This is a genomic window from Streptomyces camelliae, assembly GCF_027625935.1.
Classification (GTDB): domain Bacteria; phylum Actinomycetota; class Actinomycetes; order Streptomycetales; family Streptomycetaceae; genus Streptomyces; species Streptomyces camelliae.
The window spans coordinates 1,856,038-1,876,526 of record NZ_CP115300.1 but is presented as its reverse complement, the minus strand read 5'-3'; the positions used below and the strand labels follow the sequence as shown (position 1 = coordinate 1,876,526).

Sequence of the window (20,489 nt, the reverse complement as noted above, 5' to 3'; positions counted from 1 at the left end):
CATGGGTCTCACCTCCTCGCCGTGGCTGTGTTCGCCGCCCGGCCCGGGGTCCTCAGGGGCCCGCCACGAGTTGGGGATGCTCGTGCTCGCAGGTGTCGTCGATGCCGTAGGTGTCCCAGGTGGGGAACGGGTCCGTGGGCGGCAGGCTCTCCTCGTCGGCCATGAGGCAGTCGGTCAATGCCGCGTGCAGTGCGTCCGCGTGCAGGTGCGTGCCGATGAAGACCAGTTCCTGGCACTCGGGGTTGTCGGCGTCGCGAGCGGCGGAGGGCTCGAAGCGTGCGACGGAGCCGGCCTGTGACCACAGGCCCGTCACGTGCGGGCGGCTGGCGAGGGTGAAAAAGCCCTTGGAGCGCAGGATCTGTCCGTACGCGCCGCTGTCGAGTTCCTCGGTCACGAACGTCCACAACCTGCCGGGATGGAAGGGTAGTTCGGAGCGGAAGACGGTGGAGGAGATGCCGTACTCTTCCGTCTCGGGTACGTGGTCGCCGTTGAGTTCCCTCACCCAGCCGGGGGCCTGTTGGGCGCGTTCCAGGTCGAACAGCCGGGTGCCCAGCACGTCGCCCACCTTCACGCGGCCGTGGACGGCCGGGACGAGGCGTGCGTCGGGGTTGAGGCGGGTGAGTGTCGCCCGCAGTCGGTCGGCCGACTCCTTGTCCACGAGGTCGAGCTTGTTCAGGACGATGACGTCGGCGAACTCGATCTGGTCCATCAGCAGGTCGCTGACGGTGCGTTCGTCGTCCTCGTACTGGTCCAGGCCGCGCTCGACGAGTTCGTCGCCGCTTGCCAGCTCGGGCAGGAAGTTCGCGGCGTCCACGACCGTGACCATGGTGTCCAGGCGGGCGAGGTCGCCGAGAGTGGCGCCGTCGTCGCGGGCGAAGGCGAAGGTCGCGGCGACCGGCATGGGTTCGGAGATGCCGGACGATTCGATGAGCAGGTAGTCGAAGCGGCCCTCTCGGGCCAGCCGGTCGACCTCCTGAAGCAGGTCGTCGCGCAGGGTGCAGCAGATGCAGCCGTTGGTCATCTCGACCAGGCGTTCCTCGGTGCGTGACAGGGCGGCCTCGCCGCCCCGCACCAGGGCGGCGTCGATGTTGACCTCGCTCATGTCGTTGACGATGACCGCGACGCGCAGCCCCTCGCGGTTGCCGAGGACGTGGTTGAGGAGGGTGGTCTTGCCAGCGCCGAGGAATCCGGACAGGACGGTGACGGGCAGTCGGCCGGAGGGGCCGGACGGCATCATCGCTCAGCCCTCGGGTCGCAGCAGACCGCGCTCGTACGCCTTCACCAGCCGCTGCGGTACCAGGTATGACACTCCGTCGACGATGACCGGTACGAGCGCCGGCGTGGTCGCCTTCCACTGGGCGCGGCGGTGGCGGGTGTTGCTGCGGGACATCTTCCGCTTGGGAACGGCCATGGGAATCCTCCTGGTTGGGATGGCGAGTAAAGGCTACATGAAAATGAACACCATTACGAAGTGGACATGGTTCATGCTTCCGTGAATTCAGGAAACTGTGTACCGTTGTCGGTGTGCTGACTGTTGCCTCCGACATCGAGGTCCTGGTCCGGTTCGGCCGGGCGCTCGCCGATCCGATCCGCTGCCGCATCCTGCTCGCCCTGCGGGAAGCACCCGCCTATCCCGCCGACCTCGCCGACGCGCTGAACGTCTCCCGCACCAGGCTGTCGAACCACCTGGCGTGCCTGCGTGACTGCGGCCTGGTCGTCACCGTCCCCGACGGCCGTCGCACCCGCTACGAACTCGCCGACGAACGCCTTGGCCAGGCGCTCGACGACCTGCGCACCGCCGTGGTCGCCGTCGAGGGCGACCGGACGTGCGCCGACGCCGAGGACAAGGGGTGCTGCTGACCGTGAGCGCAGAGACATCCATCTCCCTCGGCCCCGATCCGGCCAGGCGCGGCGCGCTTGCCCGGCGGATACGGCTGCTGGTCGCCGCGACCATCACCTACAACGCCGTCGAGGCGGCCGTCGCCCTCACGGCCGGGACCCTGGCTTCGTCCACCGCGCTGATCGGCTTCGGCCTCGACTCCGTCATCGAGGTCTCCTCGGCCGCCACTGTCGCCTGGCAGTTCTCCGCCCGCGAGCACGCGGTGCGTGAGGCCCGGGAGAAGACCGCGTTGCGGATCATCGCGCTGTCGTTCTTCGCGCTCGCCGCCTACGTCACCGTCGATGCCGTACGGGCCCTGACGGGCGCAGGTGAGGCCGCGCGCTCCCTGCCCGGGATCGTGCTGGCTGCCCTCTCGCTCGTGGTCATGCCAGTCCTGTCGGCGGCCCAGCGCCGTGCCGGACGGGAACTCGGCTCCGCCTCCGCCGTGGCTGACTCCAAGCAGACCCTGCTGTGCACCTATTTGTCGGCGGTGCTGCTGGTGGGCCTGGTCGTCAATGCCGTGTTCGGCTGGTCGTGGGCGGATCCGCTCGCGGCCCTCGTCATCGCCACGGTCGCGGTGAAGGAGGGGCGCGACGCGTGGCGTGGGCAGGGGTGCTGCGCAACGCCGTCGGCCGCCGTGCCGGACCCCGGCCGGCGGGAGGCGGATGCCTGCGGCTGTGCTCCGGGGTGCGACTGCTGCCCTTGACGGTGACCACTCCGGATAGGGAGCGGCGCCGGAGTTCACCGGAGATCGTCCGCCGCCGGCCGTCGGCCGCAGTCCGGGCACACCCCGGACAACTCCACCGTGTGCCGGACGTTCGCGAACCCGGAGGTCTGCGCGACGGTGTCGGCCCATTCCTCCACCGGGCCGGAGTCGACGGGTCGGCTCAGGCCGCATTCGGTGCAGATGAGGTAGTGGCGGTGTTCGGGTCCCGGGCGGTAGCGGAAGAGGCGTTCACCGCTGGTGTCGCGCACCATGTCGGCCCGGCCGACGCCGGCCAGGCCGGCCAGCGTGCGGTAGACCGTGGAGAGGCCGACCGGTGAGCCGGCAGCGGCGAGCTGGTTGTGGAGGGCTTGGGCGCCGACGAAGCCGTCGGCCCGGATGAGCGCCTCGACCACGATGGTTCGTTGCTGGGTGAGGCGGCCGATCAGCGTGACGTCGTGCGAGGGGGTGGGGGTGCGCTGGCGGTCGGGTGCCATCGGGTGCCTTCGCTCATGTGCCGGTGGGGACGGCGGTGCGCGTACGAGGACGCGGGACCGGGCGTCGTATCAGGAAGGTCGCGGCGTAGACGGCCGTGGCGGCGGCCATGATGGCGAAGCTCGGCGGCATCTTCGGCACCGCGTACGAGGTGAACAGCCCCGCCCACATCTCCAGTACCGCCAGCCCTGCGGAGAGGGCGAGCGCACGGTAGGGGCGGTCGGTAACCCGGATCGCGGCGCCCGCCGGGGCGGCGAGCAGGCCGAGCAGGAGCAGGGAGCCGACCGCCTGGGTGGCCTCGGCGGCGCTGATTCCGGCCAGGGCGAGGAAGCCGTAGCCGAGCAGCCGGACCGGTACCCCGCGGGCTGCGGCCACGGCCTCGTCGAGCGTGGCGAACAGCAGCGGCCGGGCGATGAGGACCACCAGCAGGCCGACCCCGGCGGCCACCAGGGCGGCGACGACTGCGCTGCTGGAGGCGATGCCGAAGATGGAGCCGAACAGCACACTCACCCCAGCGGTGCCGTTCGTGGTGCTGCGCGAGGTCGTGTAGAGCGTGATGAAGAACGCGCCCAGGCCCAGGATCCAGGAGAAGACGCTTCCGATGACCACGTCGTCGGGTCGCGCCTTGCGGCCGAGGGTGCCGAAGAGCAGCGCCATGGCGACGGTCGCAGCGAACAGCCCGAGGCGAAGGTCGGCGCCGAAGGCGAGAGCGGCCATCGCACCGGTGAAGGCGACATGACTGAGCGCGTCGCCGGTGAAGACCTGGGCCCGCAGCACCAGGAAGTAGCCGACCAGCCCGCAGGCCACGGCGATGGCGGTACCGGCGAGGAAGGCGTGCAGGAAGAACGGGTGGGAAAGCGGGGAGGTGGCGAGCAGGACGGTCATGCGATCACCTCCTTGGCGGTGGGTGCGGCTCCGGCCCGGGTGCGACCGAGTACCTCGCGCAGCGAGCGCCGGCCCAGCGCGAGCAGGTATCCGGCGAAGGCGATGGTCGTCACGAAGAAGCCCAGAGGGTAGGGCCAGTAGTAGGCGGCGGTCAGCCCCAGCCAGGTCGCGGCGAAGGCCAGCAGAACGGCCAGGGCCAGACTCAACGCCGGGCGGGCGGTGAGGACTTGGGCGGTGGCGGCCGGAATCACCATGAGCGCGAAGACCAGAAGGGTCCCGGTGATCTGGCTCGCCTCGGCGGTGGCCGCACCGAGCAGGACGAGGAAGACCACCGACAGGGCGCGGACCGGCACCCCGCGCCCGCCGGCTACCTGCGGGTCCACGGACGCGAACAGCAACGGCCGCCCGATCAGCGCCAGCACCGCGAGCACCACCGCACCGACCACCGTCAGCACGGTCACCTGGGAGGAGGTGATTCCCAGGAAGGTGCCGAAGAGGATGGTCTGCGGCCCCTCCAGCAACCCTCTGTACAGGGCGGTGAACAGGAACCCGGACGCGAGCAGGAACGCCTGCACCGTCCCGGTCAGCGCCGACTCCTCGTGCTCACCGCCACCCCGCAGGGCCGCGATGACCAGCGCGGCGGCCACACACAGCGTGAAGTAGCCGTAGACCGCGCTGAACCCGAGCAGGAGCGCCCCGGCGGCGCCGGGGAAGGCGACGGCGGAGACGGTGTGCGCGGCGAACGTCTGCCGGCGCAGCACCACGAACCACCCCACGACCGCCGAGACCACGGCCACGACCGCGCCGGCGCGGAACGCGTTGACCATGAAGGGGTAGGACCACATGTCCTGGAAGTCGGTCAGGAGGTTCCACGACCAGGTCGGTGCCCCTGTCTCAGCCAGCAGCATGACCGCTCCCCGGGGTGTCGTGCCGGTCGGTGTGCACGGCCGGTGCCTCCGGCTGGCCCACCACGACCAGCCGCCCGTCCGAGGTCTGCAGCACCTCGACCGGAGTGCCGTACAGCCGGGTCAGCGTCTCGGAGGTGATGACCTCGGTCGGTGTGCCTGCGGCGGCGCCGCCCTCGGCCAGGTACACCACCCGGTCCAGGTGGTGGAGTATCGGGTTCACGTCATGGGCGACCATGACCACCGACACGCCCTCGTGATGGCAGATGCGCCCGATCAGCGCCGCGACGGCGCTCTGGTTGGGCAGGTCGAGACTGTCCAACGGCTCGTCGAGCAGGAGCAGTTCGGGTCGGCGGACCAGTGCCTGGGCGATCAGTAGGCGCTGCTGCTCGCCGCCGGAACACTGCCCGATGGGCCGGTGTGCGTACGCCGACGCCCCGACCAGCTCGATCACCTCGTCCACCCGCGCACGGGCGGCCCGTCGCCGCGCGCTCGGGAACGGCAGCGGCACCCCCCACCGGTCGCCGTCCAGGCCCATGCGCACCACATCGATGCCGCGGATGCGCAGGTTGGCGTCGAAGCTGCGGCGCTGCGGCAGGTAGCCGATGCGGTCGTTGGCCTGCCCGGGCCGGGCGCCGAGCACCTGAACCTCGCCGGCCGCCGCGGGCAGGGCGCCCAACAGGACCTTGATCATGGTGGACTTGCCGACGCCGTTGGGGCCGAGCACGGCGGTGAACTCGCCGGCCCCGATGCGAAGGTCCACCCCCGACCACAGCGTCCGGCCGCCGACGCGCACGGCGGCCCCGCGCAGGGCGACCACCGGATCGCTTCCCGCTCCTGCGGCCGTGTCGTGCCCCCCGCTTCGGCGGCCGGGGACTGCGTGACTGCTGGTGTGTGCGACGGCCTCGCGGGCCTTCGCTATCGGGTTCATGGCTTTAGTTCACTTCCCGGTGGCCTTGGCCAGGGCCTGCTCGATGCCCTGCAGCTGGGTGGTCTGCCACTGCTGGAAGGTGGCCCCGGCGGGGGTGAGGGTCTCGGTCACCGTGGCGACCGGGATGCCCTGCGCCTTGGCCTCCTTGACCTGCGCCTGCACGTCCGGTGTGGAGTTCTGGGAGTTGTAGACGTAGATCTTGATCTGCTTGTTCTTGATCTGCTGGTCGATGGTGGCCTTGTCCTTGGCAGTGGGGTCGGAGCCCTCGCTCATCGCGTCCAGGAACGTCTCCGGAGTGAGCATCTTCAGCCCCAGGCCCTCGGCGAGCGGCGTGACGATGGACTCGGAAGCACCGATCGGCGTGCCCGCGTACTTCGCCTTGATGTCGGCGATGAGCTTGTTGTAGCCGGCGAGCGTCTTCGTCTCGAAGGTCGTCTTCTGCTGGTCGAAGTAAGCCGCGTCGGCCGGGTCGATCTTCTTGTAGTCCGCGGTGATCTTCTCGATGACCTGGTGGACGTTGTCCGGGGAGTACCAGCGGTGCGGGTTGCCGCCCGGCTTGATACCGACCATGTCGCCGATCTTGAGCTGGGTGCGCCCGCTGCCGGGGTTGGCGGCCAGCAGCTTGTCCGCCCAGGCGTCGTAGCCGATGCCGTTGACGATCGTGTACTGGGCGCCGGCCACGGTACGGGCGTCGGCGGCGGTCGGCTCGTAGTCGTGCGGGTCGGCGTCAGGGTTGTTGATGATGCTGGTCACCTTCACGTGGCTGCCGCCGAGCTGGGAGGCGATGCTGCCCCAGAAGTTCTCGGCCGCCACCACCTGGATCGTCCTGCCCGACCCACTTGCGCTGCCGGTCGCGGCGGTGTCGGTGGTGTGCGAGGAGGAGGTCGAGCAGGCGGTCGCCGTCACGGCCGTCAGGGCGGCCGTCGCGGTGACCAGTGCGATCCTCGCGGTCGGCCAGGCGGAACGAGAGGCGGGGGCGGTGGACATGCGGGAGCTCCTTCGTGCGATGCCGGGCGCGCGGCGGACACGCGCCGACCGTGTGGCGACACCTTCGACGCTAGATGGAAATGATTTTCAGATCAATACAAGATGAAAACCGTTGCCATCTTTTGACCGGGTGTACGACTGCTCGGGGGCTCGCAGGTAGGGGGTGCGGCGGATGCCGCCGGCACAAGCGTTGATGGCCGTCGCTCACGAGGACCCGGTGTCCTGGTGGGTGACGGCCACCGAGGGGACGAAGTGGCCGGCCTGACTGTCGAACGCCGGTTCCGGCAGTCGGCGGTCGCGACCGGCAGTGGTTCAGCAGTCGCGGAACTCCGGCGACTGGTTGAGGATCTGCGCCCGGAGCGAGGTGAAGCGGGTGTGGGTCTCGCCGCCGCGCGCCTCCGGGTGGAAGGCCGCGACCCGGTGGCAGTTCTGGAAGGCGAGCGCGATGCCGAAGTGCCGTTCCAGGCTGCCCCGGATCGCGTCACTGGACAGGGCGCGCAGCAGCTGGCCGCGCTCCTTCTCGGAGGGCGGCGGGGTCTGGTTGTCGGCGAACTCCGCCGTGCCGGACCGCAGTTCCTCGGCGAGGCGGGCGATGAGGTCGTAGGCGTACGGCAGGGAGGTGCGCACCGTTTCCACGAAGTCCTGCTCCCGCACCTCGCCGTTCTCGGCTTCGGCGAGCAGCTGCGGGGAGACGTCGAGTGACATGAAGGGCTGTCCTGTTCTGTGGTTCTTTTGGTGGAGGGGATGGGGTCAGGCGAGAGCGGTCAGGGCTGCGGGGCCGTGATGGAAGTCCGGGTCGACCTGGGTGGCGAGGTCCTGGCCGGTGGCCTCGTCGGCCCAGGCGGCGGCGTTGCGCAGGTGGAACTCCACGGCGTGCTTCTGGAAGGTGGCCCAGTCCTTGGGGCGGCCGTCGACAGCCGTGCGCAGCAGGTCCAGGGTGCGGGTGTTGTGCGGCTCCAACTCGCCGTGGCCGCCGCCCTGTTCCTGGGCGCGTACGTAGGGGGACTGCTCGCAGTGGGCGAGCAGGTCGTCGCCGACGTGCTCCTTGAGGAAGAGCAGGTCGTCCTCGCCGGTGATCTTGTTGCCGACGACGGCGACCGGGATGCCGAACTCGGCCGCGTGGTCCCGGTACTGGCGGTACACGGAGACGCTCTTGCGGGTCGGCTCGACGACCAGGAACGTCATGTCGAAGCGGGTGAACAGGCCGGAGGCGAAGGCGTCGGCGCCGGCGGTCATGTCGACGACGACGTACTCGCCGGGACCGTCCACGAGGTGGTTGAGGTACAGCTCGACCGTGCCGAGCTTGGAGTGGTAGCAGGCCACTCCGAGGTCGCTCTCGCCGAAGGCGCCGGTGACCATGAGCGGTACGCCGCCGACCGCCTGGACGTGGTGGCGGTGGATCTCGTCGTCGCCGAGCAGCCGCAGCAGCCGGGAGCCGCGTCCGGGCGGGGTCGTCTTCACCATGGCGTCGCGGGACGCGATCCGCGGATTGGCGCCCCGCAGGTAGTCCTTGATCTCGCCGGTGCGGGCGCTGAGCGGCGGCGCGGCGAAGCCCTCGTCCTCGTCGAGGCCGAGGGCGTATGCCAGGTGCTGGTTGATGTCGCCGTCGACCGCGACGACCGGCGCGCCCGAGCGCGCCAGATGACGGGAGAAGAGGGCCGACAGAGTCGTCTTGCCGCTGCCGCCCTTGCCGACGAAGGCAACGCGCATGGCTAGCCACCCTCCTTATTGAAAATGGATGTCATGCGCATAGGTTGGTGGTGCGGCCGGGTGCTGTCAAATCACCAGAGCTGCAACTGGCTGATTCCCCCAGCGGGTTGGGGACCACGCGGCGGCAAACAGGGGATCCCTTTCACTCATACGGAGGAGACTCAGAGATGGGCGATACAGCAGGCGGCCGTCAGAGCCGCCCTTTCACCCTCGTGGTCTGCGGCTCATGCCGTGCCGCCGCGAGGGGGCGGGTGAGGGCCGTACTGCGCCGTGCGGTTCGGGAGTGCCCGCACGGGGTGATGGTCTCCACCGGTTGCCTCCCGAGGGTGCTGCACTGCGGCAGGCGCCGCGGGCTGCACGCCGCCGTGCAGCCGTGCGGGGCCGACCGCAGGCCGAGTGGTGTCGTCGTACGCCTCGGTCCGCTGGTGACGGAAGCCGACGCCGAGGCGGTCGGGGCCTGGCTTCGGGCCGGAATGCCCGACGACGGCACGCTGCCCGACCGGCTGCGCACGGCCCCGGCGCCGCAGCAGGTGGCACACCTCAACTGACGCACCCCTCCTGGACGCTGTGCGTCAGCCGAGGTCGCGTACGCCGAGGCGCAGGTGCTCGATGTGGTGGACGGCCTGGTCGAGGAGTTGGGCGACGTGGTCGTCGTAGAGGCTGTAGACGATGCGACGGCCGTCGCGGCGGCCGGTGACCAGGCCCAGGGCGCGCAGCAGGCGCAGTTGGTGGGAGACGGCGGACTGTTCCATGCCGACGGCGCAGGCAAGTTCGCCGACGGGGTACGGGCGCTGCCGCAGGGTGGTGAGGATCAGCAGGCGGGATGGTGTGGCGAGGGCCTGGAGCGTCGTGGCGACGGAGGCGGCGGTGGCCTCGTCGAGCCGGGCGGCCGCGAGAATGTCGCGGCCGCCGGCGTCGAGGTCATCGGCGTGCACGGGCGCGTGCCTCGCGCGGCGGGCGGATGAGCTGGAGCGCCAGGGCTGGCGGTGGTTCGGCGATGCCGGGTCCGCCCGCCTGTGCCCAGCCCAGCAGGTCGTCGGTGCTGTCGTCGTCCATGGCGAAGCCGACCCAGACGGCGCGGCCTCCGGCCCGGCGCCCGGCGGTGGAGGGCTGGACGACGATGACGTTGGCCTGGTCACAGGGGCCGAGGCAGTCCGTCGTTCGGACCTGGAAGCCGTGTTCTGCAGCGCCGGCGCGCAGCCGGTCCAGTTGCCAGGTGTGGTCGGTGCCGGGGTGCTTGCGCGGGTTGCCGCAGCAGCAGCCCCGGCACACGACGAGCGTGCAGGGGCGGGGAGCGGCCGCCCGGATGACGGAGCGGTTCACAGCGCGGTCCGGGACGGTACGCCGTACGTCCGGATCCGGCCGTCCCGCCACGCGACGGCCAGCAGGTGGGGACCTGTCCAGGCCAGTGCGGCGACCGCCGCGCCCGTGCCGTCCAGTTCGCGCACCGGGCGCAGGCGTGCCTGCGGTCGCCCGGCTGTGGCGTGCCACAGGGCTACGGTGCCGTCGGCGCCGCCGCTGGCCAGATGCCCGGCCGCGCCCGGCCGCCAGGCCAGCGCGGTCACCGTCTCGTGGCAGCGGAGCGAGCGCGGTGCGGTGCCCTCCGGGCCCTTGCCGGAGAAGTCCCAGACGGTCACGTCGGGTGCGCCGTCGGCGGCCAGCCAGAAGCCGGTGTCGTCGAAGGCGAGCCGGGAGACCTTCTCCGGGTAGCCGGACATGGTGAGTTCGCCGCCGTCGCGGGCGCGCCAGATGTGGATGGAGGCGTCCTGGTTGCCGCTGCAGATCCACCTCCCGGTAGGCGCGACGGCGAGTGCGAGGTGGGAGCCCACGTAGGGGTAGGTGGCGACCGGTTTCTCGGTGTGCCGCTCGTGGCAGCGCACGGCCCCGTACGCGGCCACGGCCAGGCGCCGCCCCTGCCGCATCCAGGCGAGGTCGGTGACGGTGGACGCGGCGGGCTCCGTACGCCACAACTCGCCGCCGTCCGCGTCGAGTACGAGTGCGCGGCGGCCGGAGGCGACCGCGACCCGGGTGCCGTCGGCCCAGGCGGCGGCCGCCGACCAGGCGCCGGACTCCCGCACCGTCGTACGGCCGTCCGAGCGGCGCCACAGCGCGTACCCCAGGGGGCCGGTCGCCACCACGTGCCCGGCATCCGGGGAGAGCACGACCGCGAGTGCACCTCCGGGAACCTCGAACGCCCCGACCTCGGCGCCCATCGCCGCGTCGAGAACCTTCACCGTCCCCTCGGCCCCGGCAACGGCGACAAGATCGCCCCGCGCGCTGAGGGCGACGGGTGCGTCGTCGACGTCGGCCTCCCAGGCGAGCGGGGACTGAACCGTCGTACTCACGCGACTGCCCCCTCCGTGGCCAGGCAGTCCGCGAAACCGCGTTCGAGGGCGTCGCGGTCGAGGGTGCGGCCGATGAACACCAGCTTGTTCGTGCGGGGTTCGCCCTCGCGCCAGTCGCGTCCGAAGGTGCCGTCCAGCAGCATGTGGACGCCCTGGAAGACGTACTGCCTGGGCGCTCCGGCGATGGCGAGGATGCCCTTGGAGCGGAAGAGGTCGACGCCCTTGGTGCGCAGCAGGGTGCCGAGCCAGGCGTTGAGGCGATCCTCGTCGAGTTCGCCCGCCAGCTCGATGCCGACCGAGGTGACGGTGGTGTCGTGCTGGTGCTCGGTCTCGGTGAGGAAGGCCGGGTCGTCGGCGAGCACCCGCTCCAGGTCGAACGCGCCCACGTCCAGCACTTCGTGCAGATTGATGCGCGCGTGCTCTGCGGGGATGATCCGCACTCCGCCGTTGATGGCCCGGATGCGGCGCACAACCTGTCCGATGGTCTCCTCGTCGGCCAGGTCTGTCTTGTTGAGGACGACGCGGTCGGCGAAGGCGATCTGCTCGACGGCCTCGTTCTCCACGCCCTCCGGCTTGATCTCGTCCAGGTGCTGGAGCACGTGGGCCGCGTCGACGAGGGTGACGATGGCGTCCAGTCGCAGCTGGGAGGCGATCTCGTCGTCCATGAAGAAGGTCTGCGCGACGGGCGCGGGGTCGGCCAGTCCGGTGGTCTCGATGAGGATGTGGTCAAACTTCTCGCGGCGCCGCATCAGCGCACCCAGGATGCGGATCAGATCTCCGCGCACGGTGCAGCAGATGCAGCCGTTGTTCATCTCGAAGATCTCCTCCTCGGCGTCGAGGACGAGGGCGTCATCGATGCCGATCTCGCCGAACTCGTTCTCGATGACCGCGATCCTCATGCCGTGGTTCTCGGTGAGGATGCGGTTGAGGAGGGTGGTCTTGCCGGAGCCGAGGAAGCCGGTCAGGACGGTGACGGGCACCCGCTCATCGCGGGGTTCGGCGGGTTCCGGGGAGGTCAATTCAGTCTCCTAGTCGTGCTGTTCGGGTGTGGCGAGGAGAGCGTCGCGCAGGTCGTCCTCGGTGATCTGGTCGGCGGGGCGGTGCAGCGTCCAGCGGCGGGCGTCGCCCTCCATCGGCAACACGACGATGACGGTTTCCAACGACGGGCAGCCCGGTTCGGTGCAGGCGAGCCGGCGGATCAGGACGGCGGTGTCGTCGTCGAGACCGAGCAGGGCACGCACGGTCTCCTTCAGCTCGCGCAGCTGTGGACTGGGCCCTGGAGGCCCGGGCCACGATCCCAGCGGCATGGCGGCTTTTCTCCTTCGTGCCCGGACGGCCGGCCTCCGTCTGTGCGGGCCAGACAGTCGGCGCAGACGCCGGTGAGTTCGACGGTGTGCTCCACCGCGGTGAAGCCGGTCGCGGCGGCGATCCGGCCCGCCCACTCCTCGACGACCTCGGAGTCCACCGGCCTGCTGCGACCGCAGTCGCGGCACATCAGGTAGTGGCGGTGCCCGTCGGCCGGACGCAGCCGGTAGAGCCGCCCGCCGGTCTCGTCGCGTACGACGTCCACACCGCCGTCCGTCTCCAGCTCGCGCAGGGCGCGGTAGACGGTGGTCAGGCCGATCGCGTGGTCGCCGGCAACCAGAAGGGCGTACAACTCCTGGGCCGACATGAAGTCTTGGCAGCCCGCGAGTGCCCGCGTGACCGCCTTGCGTTGTCGGGTCGTCCGGCCGCCCATGGCGCATCACCCCCTATGGCTTGTGCCGGGTCGGCACGCTCCACCGTAGATGGAAATGAAATCCATGTCCATATGAATGCCCAGTCATGTGTGACTGGGTGGCATCGCCTGGGTTCAGCAGTGCTGCCGGAGCAATCAGACGGCAACGGCCCGTCGCACCTGCGCGGGTACGGCGGGCCGTGGGGCTGGGCGAGTCAATGGCCCGCCTTCGACTCGCAGTGACCCACGACACCGAGGAGTTCCCGGCCGGTGCGGCTGGACACCGAGACCTGCTGCGGTGGGCCAGGGCGTCGGGTGCGGTGCGGCGGGCCGGAGTGGAAGGTACCGGTTCCTTCGGGGCGGCCCTGTCCCGCTACCTGCCGGCCCAGGGTGTGGACGTCTCCCGCTACCTGCTGGCCCAGTGGACGTCTTCGATGTGAATCGGTTCGACCGGCCGACCGCCGTCGGTGCGGCAAGTCGGACCCGCTTGATGCCGAGAACGCGGCCCGGGCGGTGCTGAGCGGGCGGGCGCGTGCCCAGGCCAAGGCGGGTGAGGGGCCGGTGGAGATCGCCCGGATGTACAAGCTGGCCAAGGACTCGGCGGTCAAGGCCCGCACCCAGGCGATCAACCAGCTCAAGGCCGTCCTCATCCGTGCCGATCCGCAGCTGAGACAGGAACTGGCCGGGCTGGGCAACGCAGAGCTCTTCCGCACCTGCGCCGGGCTCGTCGACGACAGCCTGAACGACGAGGCCGGCGAGGGGGCGGTGCTCCACGCCACCCACGTCACCCTCAGCCGTCACTTTGCTGATCACGATCGGGGACAACCCGGAACGCCTGGGCAGTGAGGCGTCCTTCGCGGCGCTGTGCGGGGTCAGCCCCGTCGAGCGTTCCTCGGGCAGTCGGCAGTACCGTCGCCTCGACCGCGGCGGCGACCGGCAAGCGAACGGCCCTGCACCGGACCGTGCAGACTCGCCTGCGCGTCGACCCGCGTACCCAGGACTACTGCGAACGCCGCAGCAAGGAGGGCAAAACTCGGCGCGAGACAGTCCTAAGCCTCAGGCGCTACGCGGCCCGGGAGGTCTTCCACCTGGTCAGACCTGTGCAGTCGCAACCTGCGTTATAGGGGCGGTCGTGAGACGTGAGAGGGTCTGGGGCGTGAGTGAGACACCACCGAACACCCTGCAATACCGCTTTGACGGGCCAGAAGACGCTCCGGTCCTGATCTTGGGTCCCTCACTGGGTACCACATGGCACAGGTTGTAGAAACCGTCTTCGGGCGTCCACGTCAGTCCAGGGTGTGTGCGTAATAGCAGGTCAGGGCATCGCGGTCCGGGGGAGTCGGCGTAGTTGGTGACAGACGCGTGACAGTGCCTGTGACAGGCCGGTGATAGGGCGAGGCCGCGCCGGGGAGCATGCTGGCGGGGCCTCTGTCCGGAGCCACCAGACGAAGCCCCACCGGAGCACTCCGGTGGGGCTTCGTCTCGAGCGCGACCGTGCTTGCGCGCAGGACGCGCTCGGCTCCTCATGCAGTTCGTGTTCCTGCAATGCGCTCGGGGACGCTGGATTTGCGATCGCAGCCAGCAAGACGGGGGTCCGTGAGGTGACGCGACCACGCGGGGAAACCGGGCGGGTTCTGTCTTGTGGTGGGTTGATGCGGTGCGCCCTGCACGGGCGGGCTCGGCGGTATGCAGGCTGTCAGTGGATGTGTGACGTCGTGGCCACCGTTGATGCTGCACCCGTGACGAAACCCGACTTCGTCGGACGTGCCGGACGTTCTGCGGTGACAGGGCACAATGGTCCGCACTGCGGTGGCTGGGGGAGCGGCTCTGGGGAGGGCGTCGTGAAGTTCAGAAAGCGAACGCTGGAAATGCTCGGCGACCTCATTTGCGGGAACCTCGGTGCGGCAGATCCGCAAGCTGATGCCGAGCCTGCATATTTCCCGTAGCAGCTATATCACCGAGTTCTTCGCGGAACTCGACATGGATTGGGAGCACGACGGTTCGACGCGGCACCGCTGGGTCGCTGGAGTGCTGGAACAATTGTTGGCGGAGCCGCACGAGGGGCCTTCACACCCACCGGAGTCCTTCTGCAGGGTGATCGACCACCTGATGAGTCCGGCGGATGCCCTCAATGAGGGTCTCGACCGGCCCAATGCCCTGCGCTTGCTGAACAATGCGCTCGCCCGGGAAGGGTTCGAAGCCTTCTACGGGGAGGATAAGCACTGCTACCTGCGGCACATCGGAACGAACACTGTCTCGATGTTGGCCAAGAACCCGCATCGTCCTCTGAGCGCCGCCGAGATGCAGCGGCGTACAGCACTTGCTGCGTTCCTGGACACGTGCAGTGAGGATGCACTCATTGAGGAGGTGCTGCTGCCACTCTTCCGTCAACTGGGCTTCCACCGGATCACTGCAGCCGGGCACCGGGACAAGGCGCTGGAGTACGGCAAGGACATCTGGATGCGGTACACCCTGCCGACCCAGCACTTCCTGTACTTCGGCATCCAGGTGAAGCGCGGGAAACTGGACGCCACCGGAAAGTCCAGGGCGGGCAATGCCAACATCGCTGAGATCCACAATCAGGCTCTGATGATGCTGGCGCACGAGATCTTCGATCCCGAGACCAACCGGCGCGTCCTCGTCGACCATGCGTTCATCGTGGCCGGCGGGGAGATCACCAAGGCTGCACGCAACTGGCTGGGCAACGCGTTGGACGCGGCGAAGCGGAGCCAGATCATGTTCATGGATCGTGACGACATCCTGAACCAGTTCGTGGTGACCAATCTGCCGCTTCCCGGAGGTGTACTGCCGGACGCGATCCCATCCGGTGGTACCGCGTCATCGCCTTCCTGATGTGTTGATCTGCGGCCGCACCCGATCGCGGCGAGCTTCGCGTAACGCTGCCGCGCGGGCGCAGCCGCTCGGTTCAGGCGTGTGCGTGCCCGGTGCGACGGCGTGTGACCCAGCCGAGGACGATGTCCACCGCGAGGAAGCCGGCGAGCGGGATTCCGAGCAGCGGGACGTAGTAGCCGACGACGGCGACCACCGCGACGCAGGGCACGAGCACGTACACCGGCACCTGCCGCCAGGCGCCGCGGGGAAGCGGGCGGCCGAAGGCGGAGCCGCGGCCGCGCTGCCACCACATGCGGTAGCCCCAGAGGCTGAGGAGGATCAGGGCCAGGGCGAGGCCGGCCAGCGCGATCTGGTTGGCGAGACCGAACAGGATGCCGGTGTGGGCGTCGATGCCCCACCGGGTCAGTTTGGCCAGCACCGGGTAATCGGAGAAGCGCAGCACGTCGGTGACCTTGCCGGTGGCCGGGTCGACGGCGATCGCGTCTTGCTTCTCCGGCCAGCTGCGCTGGATCTGCCGCACGACGTAGGCGGAGGAGGAGTCCGCGGGCGGCACGATCTCCACCGGGTCGGACAGGCCCTCGGCGCGGGCCGTCTTCAGCACGGCGTCGAGACCCATGTCGGACCGTGCGCCGGAGTGCGAGCCCGTGTCCATGCCGTTCATGTCCATGCCCGCCATGGATCCGTGTCCCTCGTGTCCGCTGCTCACCGTCGCGGTGACGGACGGGGTGGACTGGCCGAGGGCTTCGCGGAGGTCGCCAATGTTGGCCCCGGCGTAGGTGGACCAGGTCAGGCCGGTCGCCGACAGGAAGAACAGACCGGCCGCCGCCCAGACGCCCACCGTGCCGTGCAGGGTCAGGGAGCGCCGCCGCCCCGTGGTGCCGCGCACCTTGCGGCGGGCACGGCGGCGCCCGAACCAGAGCACCAGCCCGCCACCCGTGATCACCCACAGCCAGCTGGCGGCGAACTCGCTGTACAGGCGCCCGGTGTCACCGAGGTGCAGGTCGCGGTGGAGCTCGTCGATCCAGGTTCGCAGCGGCAGGGCGCCGGTGGAGCCGTACTGCTCCAGGGCGCCGCGCACCTTTCCGGTGTAGGGGTCCACGAACACGGCGAGCGTGTGGTCGGCGGCGATGCCCTTCACCCCGGACAGCAGAACGCGTGTGGTCGCATCCAGCTGCGGTGACGGCCGCACGGCGGAGATGGTGCCCTCGGGGTGGGCTTTGCGGGCGGCGGCGACCTGCTGGGAGATGGGCAGCTTGTGGTCGCCGACCGGGATGGTCAGCTCGTGGGCGTACACGATCTTCTCGGCCTGGAAGGAGCCTGCGTACAGCAGTCCGGTGACCGCCGCGACGAACAGGAATGGCGCGACGAACACGCCTGCGTAGAAGTGCAGGCGCAGCACCAGCGGGCGCAGTGCGCGCAGGGGCGAGGGAGCCGCCGGGGCCGCGTCTTGGGCGGACGTTCCGGGTTCACCGGCCGTGCGGGGCGGGGCAGTGGTGGGCGGCTCGATGGACATGGGTGCTGCTCCTGGGACGTATGGGTGTCAGGTCAGTGGTCGGCTGACCGGAACGATGAGTTCCACGTCGCCGATGTGAGGTGGCACACACCCGGGCGGTTGTGAAGGCCAGGAGTTCCCGCACGGACGGCTCCGATGCCGGGCGGTATCCGGTGCCCGGCATCGGGAGGCGGGTCAGGGCAGGGCGATGCCGTCCAGTTTGCCTGCTTTGGCGTCGGCGACGATCGCGGAGAACTGGTCGGCGCTCATCTGGACGCGCTGGCCGAAGTCGTCGGTGAGGATGACCCGACGGTCGTCCGCGGCGCTGGGGTCGATGAACAGTTGGGGACAGCCGCAGTTGCAGTTGCCGCAGAACGTGGCGACGGGCTCCAGGGCGCTGGTGTCGGTCATGCTGCTCCACCTTTCGTGGACATGGGGTTGCGGCGCTCCGGTGCCAGGACCGGTGGCCGCGGGGGACTGTCCGGGAGATGCCCGGCGCGGATGCGGCGGACGCGCGACCCCGTCGCGTGTGGGGGCGTGTGGGCGGACGGCGTGCGCACGTGCTCCTTGCTCCGCTTCCGGTGCTTCGATTTCGCCAAGGTGGCCGGGAACTGAACGGCCGCTGCCTCCGACACGTTGAAGGGGGCGGATTGGCCGGGTGGTGGGCGGTGATGCGTGTGCATGGGCGAGGGGAAAGATCTTCTTGCTGCGTGGCAGCATCGGGTGTCGTGAGTGTGTCCCTGGCGGTGCGGAGCGTGCGCGCGGCGGTGTTCGCCGTGCTGTGCGTGCTGCTCGGTGCCGGAGGGCATGCCCTGGCGACGGGTTCGGCGCCGCCGGTGTGGGTGCAGGTCGCCGCGTTCGTGCCGGTCTTTGCGGGCGGCTGTCTGCTGGGCGGCCGGGAGCGGTCGCTGGCCGCGATCGGCGTGGGGACTCTGACTGCCCAGGGTGGGCTGCATCTCCTCTTCCACGCCGTGCAGACGCATCACGCGACGATGGTCATGCACGGCATGCGGATGGCCCACGCGCATGCGCTGACGCCGCACGCCACTGCCGCCCATGTCGGGGCCGCCCTGGTGCTGACCTGGTGGCTGCGGCGAGGCGAGGCGGCGCTGTGGTCGCTCCTGCGGTGGGCGGTCGCGTTCGTACCGGGGCTTGCCGCCTGGTGGCAGGCTGTCGGCGGGGCGCGGGGCGTACCGGCCGCGCACCGGCTCATAGGTCGGGCTGCCGGTGAGACATGGCCGCTGCGGCAGGCACGGCTGAGGCACGCCGTTAACCGGCGGGGGCCGCCGATGGGGATGTCGTACGCGATCTGACCCCCGACATCCCTTCTTCCGTACGGAGATCCCTCACCTCATGTCCAGGACCCGCACCACCCTGCGCCGCGCCGGCGCCGTCACGGCCCTGACCGCCGCCGGACTTCTCGCTGCCGCGGGCGTGGCCTCGGCGCACGTCACCGTCCACCCCGACAGCTACGCCAAGGGCGCCACCGACGGCGTTCTGACCTTCCGCGTCCCCAACGAGGAGGACAACGCGAGCACCAAGCAGGTCCAGGTGTTCCTGCCCACCGACCACCCGGTCCTCGGCGTGCTCGTCTCTCCGCAGGACGGCTGGACCGCCAAGGTCACCAACACCAAGCTCAAGACGCCCGTCAAGACCGACGACGGCACCATCACCGACGCCGTTTCCGAGATCACCTTCACCGGCGGCAAGATCGACCCCGGCCACTATGAGGACTTCAACGTCGCCTTCGGCCAGCTGCCCGACGACACCGACCAGCTCACCTTCAAGACCCTCCAGACGTACTCCGACGGCAAGGTCGTGCGGTGGATCGAGGAGGCCCAGGGCGGTCAGGAGCCGGAGAACCCGGCACCCGTGCTCAAGCTCACCGCCAAGGCGGCAGAGGACGGCGGCAGCGCGACCGCCGCGCCAGCGAGCCCGAAGACCTCCGACAGCTCGAAATCGACCGCGTCGGCCAGTGACTCGACCGCCCGCGGTCTGGGTGTCGCCGGACTGGTCGTCGGCGTGCTGGGGCTGGCCGCGGCGGTGTTCGCCGTCCTGCGCGGCCGCTCCGCTGGATCCCGGGCCGAGTAAAGCCGAGTAAAACAGTGGTGCCTGCCCTGCCGGCGAAGACCCGTCGGCAGGGCACCCGTCGTCCTTTCGATGTGACGCGCGACGGATGAGAGTCGGCCGCGTACGGCCCGCTCCGCCGTTGGGTCAGACGGCGACCAGGTCGGTGACGCCGTACCCTGCCTCGACGATCGCCGCGCGCAGCCGCCCGTCGTCGAGATCCGCGCCGTGCACGGTGACGGAATTTGTGGCGACGTCGACCACGACGTCGCTCACCCCGGGCACCTCGGAAACCTCTTCCCTGATGCTCGCCGCGCAGTGCTCGCAGCTCATGCCGGTGACGTTGTACTGCTTCTGGGTCATGGGGGAACTCCTGGGTGCCGTAAGGGCTTTGGGTGGCGTACGGATCCGCGGGTGCGGGTGTTCAGGCCGATGCCGTCACCCCAGAGGTCGGTGGAGTGGAGCGCATAGTTCCGCACGGCGTGCCTGCGCATGCTGCCGGGGATTGCGAACCGGTGGGTGGAGGGCGGTTCCGGCGCCCGCCGTAGTGCTGGCCAACGACCCTTCCGGCGCCATCGATGAGGCGCCCGCACCCCTGGTGGCGGACGCACTGCACTCTGCGGTCCAGACGACCGCCTTCCACCTACAGAGTCTGGTCATGAACGGGCTGTGTCCTGCCAGGCGTGACACAAGCGACCTGCGGGGCCGGCCGGGGGCCGGCGGGTGCCGGGTGAGAAGACGATCACCTTCCGGGAAGGAAACGGCACTGAGGAGCCGCGCTACCGAAAGTTGACGGGCCGGCCCCGTCACGACTCATGCTGATGCATTCTGATAGTTGTTGCAAGTAGTTCGCAATAAGTGCGTAGGCTGTCCCTGGACGATCACCCACGTGGAAAGGGGACGTGCCTGATGGGCACCTACACGCTTCCCGACCTGCCCTACGACTACGCCGCGCTCGAGCCGGCCATCACCGGGCAGATCCTGGAGCTGCACCACGCCAAGCACCACGCCGCCTACGTCAAGGGCGCCAACGACACCCTGGAGCAGATCGCCGAAATCCGCGACAAGGACCAGATCACCCCCACCAGCCTGGTCGGCCTGGAGAAGAGCTACGCCTTCAATCTCTCCGGCCACGTCCTGCACTCGATCTTCTGGCAGAACCTCTCCCCGGACGGCGGCGATCGCCCTGACGGGGCGCTGGCCGACGCCATCGACGAACACCTCGGCGGCTTCGAGCAGTTCAAGAAGCAGCTCACCGTCGCCACCTCCTCCGTCCAGGGCTCCGGCTGGGGCGTGCTGGCCTGGGAGCCGCTGGGCCGGCGCCTGGTCGTCGAGCAGGTCTACGACCACCATGGCAACGTCGGCCAGGGCACCACCCCGCTGCTGGTCTTCGACGCCTGGGAGCACGCCTACTACCTGCAGTACAAGAACGTCCGCCCCGACTACGTCACCAAGCTGTGGGACCTGGTCAACTGGGAAGACGTCGCTGCCCGCTACGCCGCGGCCGTCGGCGCCTGACC

At 69.9% G+C, this 20,489-nt stretch carries 27 protein-coding genes and 1 pseudogene; 10 read left to right on the top strand and 18 right to left on the bottom strand.

Annotated features, from left to right (window positions below; genetic code table 11):
- Positions 1–52: 52 nt before the first annotated feature.
- Positions 53–1,234, bottom strand: coding sequence for a GTP-binding protein (locus tag O1G22_RS08745; protein WP_270086371.1), 1,182 nt, complete (start codon positions 1,232–1,234; stop codon positions 53–55).
- Positions 1,235–1,240: 6 nt separating this feature from the next.
- A complete protein-coding gene (rpmF, locus tag O1G22_RS08740) occupies positions 1,241–1,411 on the bottom strand; it encodes a 50S ribosomal protein L32 (protein ID WP_055709034.1) in 171 nt (56 codons plus the stop codon).
- A gap of 113 nt (positions 1,412–1,524) precedes the next feature.
- Here rpmF and O1G22_RS08735 point away from each other — a divergent pair, with 113 nt between their 5' ends.
- Entirely contained in the window at positions 1,525–1,860 is a 336-nt protein-coding gene (locus tag O1G22_RS08735) for an ArsR/SmtB family transcription factor (protein WP_270080803.1), read from the top strand.
- A gap of 2 nt (positions 1,861–1,862) precedes the next feature.
- The gene (locus O1G22_RS08730) at positions 1,863–2,585 is read left to right on the top strand and encodes a cation efflux transmembrane domain-containing protein (RefSeq protein ID WP_270080802.1); all 723 of its coding nucleotides are present in this window, start codon (positions 1,863–1,865) and stop codon (positions 2,583–2,585) included.
- 35 nt (positions 2,586–2,620) lie between these two features.
- Here the strand turns inward: O1G22_RS08730 and O1G22_RS08725 are convergent, their stop codons facing one another.
- From O1G22_RS08725 to O1G22_RS08695, 7 genes are all read right to left on the bottom strand, one after another.
- A complete protein-coding gene (locus O1G22_RS08725) occupies positions 2,621–3,079 on the bottom strand; it encodes a Fur family transcriptional regulator (RefSeq protein ID WP_270080801.1) in 459 nt (152 codons plus the stop codon).
- Between the two features lie 13 nt (positions 3,080–3,092).
- On the bottom strand, positions 3,093–3,962 hold the full coding sequence (locus tag O1G22_RS08720) for a metal ABC transporter permease (protein ID WP_270080800.1): 870 nt from the start codon (positions 3,960–3,962) through the stop codon (positions 3,093–3,095).
- Positions 3,959–4,870, bottom strand: a complete 912-nt coding sequence (locus tag O1G22_RS08715) for a metal ABC transporter permease (RefSeq protein ID WP_270080799.1) — start codon at positions 4,868–4,870, stop codon at positions 3,959–3,961. Before O1G22_RS08715 ends, O1G22_RS08720 begins: the two co-directional genes overlap by 4 nt.
- The gene (locus O1G22_RS08710; protein ID WP_270080798.1) at positions 4,857–5,798 is read right to left on the bottom strand and encodes a metal ABC transporter ATP-binding protein; all 942 of its coding nucleotides are present in this window, start codon (positions 5,796–5,798) and stop codon (positions 4,857–4,859) included. The genes O1G22_RS08715 and O1G22_RS08710 overlap by 14 nt, the downstream gene beginning before the upstream one ends.
- Positions 5,799–5,807: 9 nt before the next feature.
- Positions 5,808–6,785 (bottom strand): metal ABC transporter solute-binding protein, Zn/Mn family, encoded by a 978-nt coding sequence (locus O1G22_RS08705; RefSeq protein ID WP_270080797.1) that lies wholly within the window; start codon positions 6,783–6,785, stop codon positions 5,808–5,810.
- 312 nt (positions 6,786–7,097) lie between these two features.
- Entirely contained in the window at positions 7,098–7,490 is a 393-nt protein-coding gene (locus O1G22_RS08700) for an SCO5389 family protein (protein WP_270080796.1), read from the bottom strand.
- A gap of 45 nt (positions 7,491–7,535) precedes the next feature.
- The gene (locus tag O1G22_RS08695) at positions 7,536–8,495 is read right to left on the bottom strand and encodes an ATP-binding protein (protein WP_270080795.1); all 960 of its coding nucleotides are present in this window, start codon (positions 8,493–8,495) and stop codon (positions 7,536–7,538) included.
- A 299-nt stretch (positions 8,496–8,794) separates the two neighbouring features.
- Between O1G22_RS08695 and O1G22_RS08690 the strand changes: the two genes are divergently transcribed.
- The gene (locus tag O1G22_RS08690; protein WP_270080794.1) at positions 8,795–9,043 is read left to right on the top strand and encodes a hypothetical protein; all 249 of its coding nucleotides are present in this window, start codon (positions 8,795–8,797) and stop codon (positions 9,041–9,043) included.
- A 24-nt stretch (positions 9,044–9,067) separates the two neighbouring features.
- On the opposite strand, the gene O1G22_RS08685 is transcribed toward O1G22_RS08690, so the two are convergent.
- The 6 genes from O1G22_RS08685 to O1G22_RS08660 are packed head-to-tail and all read right to left on the bottom strand — an operon-like array spanning position 9,068 to position 12,578.
- Positions 9,068–9,430 (bottom strand): ArsR/SmtB family transcription factor, encoded by a 363-nt coding sequence (locus tag O1G22_RS08685; protein ID WP_270080793.1) that lies wholly within the window; start codon positions 9,428–9,430, stop codon positions 9,068–9,070.
- Positions 9,417–9,818 (bottom strand): (2Fe-2S) ferredoxin domain-containing protein, encoded by a 402-nt coding sequence (locus tag O1G22_RS08680; RefSeq protein ID WP_270080792.1) that lies wholly within the window; start codon positions 9,816–9,818, stop codon positions 9,417–9,419. Before O1G22_RS08680 ends, O1G22_RS08685 begins: the two co-directional genes overlap by 14 nt.
- On the bottom strand, positions 9,815–10,840 hold the full coding sequence (locus tag O1G22_RS08675; RefSeq protein WP_270080791.1) for a WD40 repeat domain-containing protein: 1,026 nt from the start codon (positions 10,838–10,840) through the stop codon (positions 9,815–9,817). The genes O1G22_RS08680 and O1G22_RS08675 overlap by 4 nt, the downstream gene beginning before the upstream one ends.
- Positions 10,837–11,859, bottom strand: a complete 1,023-nt coding sequence (locus tag O1G22_RS08670; protein ID WP_270080790.1) for a CobW family GTP-binding protein — start codon at positions 11,857–11,859, stop codon at positions 10,837–10,839. The genes O1G22_RS08675 and O1G22_RS08670 overlap by 4 nt, the downstream gene beginning before the upstream one ends.
- Positions 11,860–11,868: 9 nt before the next feature.
- Complete coding sequence (locus tag O1G22_RS08665) at positions 11,869–12,081, bottom strand: hypothetical protein (RefSeq protein WP_270080789.1); 213 nt, start codon at positions 12,079–12,081, stop codon at positions 11,869–11,871.
- A gap of 8 nt (positions 12,082–12,089) precedes the next feature.
- Complete coding sequence (locus tag O1G22_RS08660; protein WP_270080788.1) at positions 12,090–12,578, bottom strand: Fur family transcriptional regulator; 489 nt, start codon at positions 12,576–12,578, stop codon at positions 12,090–12,092.
- A gap of 218 nt (positions 12,579–12,796) precedes the next feature.
- On the opposite strand from O1G22_RS08660, the gene O1G22_RS08655 reads away from it, so the two are divergent.
- From O1G22_RS08655 to O1G22_RS08640, 4 genes and pseudogenes are all read left to right on the top strand, one after another.
- Positions 12,797–12,997 carry a hypothetical protein gene (locus O1G22_RS08655; protein WP_270080787.1) on the top strand — a complete coding sequence of 67 codons (201 nt, stop codon included), beginning with the start codon at positions 12,797–12,799 and terminating at the stop codon, positions 12,995–12,997.
- Positions 12,998–13,118: 121 nt separating this feature from the next.
- Entirely contained in the window at positions 13,119–13,403 is a 285-nt protein-coding gene (locus O1G22_RS08650; RefSeq protein WP_270080786.1) for a hypothetical protein, read from the top strand.
- Positions 13,372–13,440 (top strand): annotated as a pseudogene (locus tag O1G22_RS08645) (hypothetical protein); the annotation flags it as partial. The gene O1G22_RS08650 and the pseudogene O1G22_RS08645, both read left to right, overlap by 32 nt.
- A gap of 1,016 nt (positions 13,441–14,456) precedes the next feature.
- Positions 14,457–15,410, top strand: coding sequence for a PDDEXK family nuclease (locus O1G22_RS08640; protein ID WP_270080785.1), 954 nt, complete (start codon positions 14,457–14,459; stop codon positions 15,408–15,410).
- 73 nt (positions 15,411–15,483) lie between these two features.
- On the opposite strand, the gene O1G22_RS08635 is transcribed toward O1G22_RS08640, so the two are convergent.
- Both O1G22_RS08635 and O1G22_RS08630 read right to left on the bottom strand, forming a co-directional pair.
- Positions 15,484–16,923, bottom strand: a complete 1,440-nt coding sequence (locus O1G22_RS08635; protein ID WP_270080784.1) for a PepSY-associated TM helix domain-containing protein — start codon at positions 16,921–16,923, stop codon at positions 15,484–15,486.
- A 174-nt stretch (positions 16,924–17,097) separates the two neighbouring features.
- Positions 17,098–17,313: a hypothetical protein gene (locus O1G22_RS08630; RefSeq protein ID WP_270080783.1), complete on the bottom strand. Its 216-nt coding sequence runs from the start codon at positions 17,311–17,313 to the stop codon at positions 17,098–17,100.
- A 317-nt stretch (positions 17,314–17,630) separates the two neighbouring features.
- Between O1G22_RS08630 and O1G22_RS08625 the strand changes: the two genes are divergently transcribed.
- Both O1G22_RS08625 and O1G22_RS08620 read left to right on the top strand, forming a co-directional pair.
- On the top strand, positions 17,631–18,215 hold the full coding sequence (locus O1G22_RS08625) for a hypothetical protein (protein ID WP_270080782.1): 585 nt from the start codon (positions 17,631–17,633) through the stop codon (positions 18,213–18,215).
- Positions 18,216–18,255: 40 nt separating this feature from the next.
- Positions 18,256–18,993, top strand: a complete 738-nt coding sequence (locus O1G22_RS08620; RefSeq protein ID WP_270080781.1) for a YcnI family copper-binding membrane protein — start codon at positions 18,256–18,258, stop codon at positions 18,991–18,993.
- Between the two features lie 123 nt (positions 18,994–19,116).
- Here the strand turns inward: O1G22_RS08620 and O1G22_RS08615 are convergent, their stop codons facing one another.
- A complete protein-coding gene (locus O1G22_RS08615) occupies positions 19,117–19,332 on the bottom strand; it encodes a heavy-metal-associated domain-containing protein (protein ID WP_270080780.1) in 216 nt (71 codons plus the stop codon).
- A 546-nt stretch (positions 19,333–19,878) separates the two neighbouring features.
- On the opposite strand from O1G22_RS08615, the gene O1G22_RS08610 reads away from it, so the two are divergent.
- On the top strand, positions 19,879–20,487 hold the full coding sequence (locus O1G22_RS08610) for a superoxide dismutase (protein ID WP_270080779.1): 609 nt from the start codon (positions 19,879–19,881) through the stop codon (positions 20,485–20,487).
- Positions 20,488–20,489: the final 2 nt, after the last annotated feature.

Bases quoted from the DNA above. Each gene is read 5' to 3' on its own strand.
- O1G22_RS08720 (WP_270080800.1), bottom strand. From the start codon at position 3,962: ATGACCGTCCTGCTCGCCACCTCCCCGCTTTCCCACCCGTTCTTCCTG.
- O1G22_RS08700 (WP_270080796.1), bottom strand. From the start codon at position 7,490: ATGTCACTCGACGTCTCCCCGCAGCTGCTCGCCGAAGCCGAGAACGGC.
- O1G22_RS08615 (WP_270080780.1), bottom strand. From the start codon at position 19,332: ATGACCCAGAAGCAGTACAACGTCACCGGCATGAGCTGCGAGCACTGC.
- O1G22_RS08710 (WP_270080798.1), bottom strand. From the start codon at position 5,798: ATGAACCCGATAGCGAAGGCCCGCGAGGCCGTCGCACACACCAGCAGT.
- O1G22_RS08745 (WP_270086371.1), bottom strand. From the start codon at position 1,234: ATGCCGTCCGGCCCCTCCGGCCGACTGCCCGTCACCGTCCTGTCCGGA.
- O1G22_RS08630 (WP_270080783.1), bottom strand. From the start codon at position 17,313: ATGACCGACACCAGCGCCCTGGAGCCCGTCGCCACGTTCTGCGGCAAC.
- O1G22_RS08620 (WP_270080781.1), top strand. From the start codon at position 18,256: ATGTCCAGGACCCGCACCACCCTGCGCCGCGCCGGCGCCGTCACGGCC.
- O1G22_RS08610 (WP_270080779.1), top strand. From the start codon at position 19,879: ATGGGCACCTACACGCTTCCCGACCTGCCCTACGACTACGCCGCGCTC.
- O1G22_RS08715 (WP_270080799.1), bottom strand. From the start codon at position 4,870: ATGCTGCTGGCTGAGACAGGGGCACCGACCTGGTCGTGGAACCTCCTG.
- rpmF (WP_055709034.1), bottom strand. From the start codon at position 1,411: ATGGCCGTTCCCAAGCGGAAGATGTCCCGCAGCAACACCCGCCACCGC.
- O1G22_RS08635 (WP_270080784.1), bottom strand. From the start codon at position 16,923: ATGTCCATCGAGCCGCCCACCACTGCCCCGCCCCGCACGGCCGGTGAA.
- O1G22_RS08695 (WP_270080795.1), bottom strand. From the start codon at position 8,495: ATGCGCGTTGCCTTCGTCGGCAAGGGCGGCAGCGGCAAGACGACTCTG.
- O1G22_RS08705 (WP_270080797.1), bottom strand. From the start codon at position 6,785: ATGTCCACCGCCCCCGCCTCTCGTTCCGCCTGGCCGACCGCGAGGATC.
- O1G22_RS08690 (WP_270080794.1), top strand. From the start codon at position 8,795: ATGGTCTCCACCGGTTGCCTCCCGAGGGTGCTGCACTGCGGCAGGCGC.
- O1G22_RS08725 (WP_270080801.1), bottom strand. From the start codon at position 3,079: ATGGCACCCGACCGCCAGCGCACCCCCACCCCCTCGCACGACGTCACG.
- O1G22_RS08660 (WP_270080788.1), bottom strand. From the start codon at position 12,578: ATGGGCGGCCGGACGACCCGACAACGCAAGGCGGTCACGCGGGCACTC.